This is a genomic window from Peribacillus frigoritolerans (assembly GCF_030676415.1).
Taxonomy (GTDB): Bacteria; Bacillota; Bacilli; order Bacillales; family DSM-1321; genus Peribacillus; species Peribacillus frigoritolerans_A.
Genome location: NZ_JAUUTW010000137.1, coordinates 1 through 255 on the forward strand (window position 1 = coordinate 1; position 255 = coordinate 255).

The window sequence follows — 255 nt, forward strand, 5'->3', positions numbered from 1 at the left end:
AGTACCTCATTTCTCTACGTTCGGGAAAAATTATGAGCGACGCTTTAAAGATACAGACCTGTTTGAACAGATTTTCTATCGCATTTTAATGACAGCTGCTAATAAAAAGTTAATAAGTGCTGAACACGTTTTCGTGGATTCCACACATGTGAAAGCCAGTGCGAATAAACGGAAATTTGAAAAGAAAATCGTTCGTAAAGAAACACGAGCGTATCAAGGACGTCTTCAAGAAGAAATCAATCAAGATCGTGAAAA

Annotated in this window: 1 protein-coding gene; it reads left to right on the forward strand. The window is 36.9% G+C overall.

Features of this window, described 5'->3' with window-relative positions; translation table 11 throughout:
* The coding region (locus Q8G36_RS28785; RefSeq protein WP_370694149.1) for a transposase at nt 1-255 on the forward strand (255 nt) is incomplete at both ends.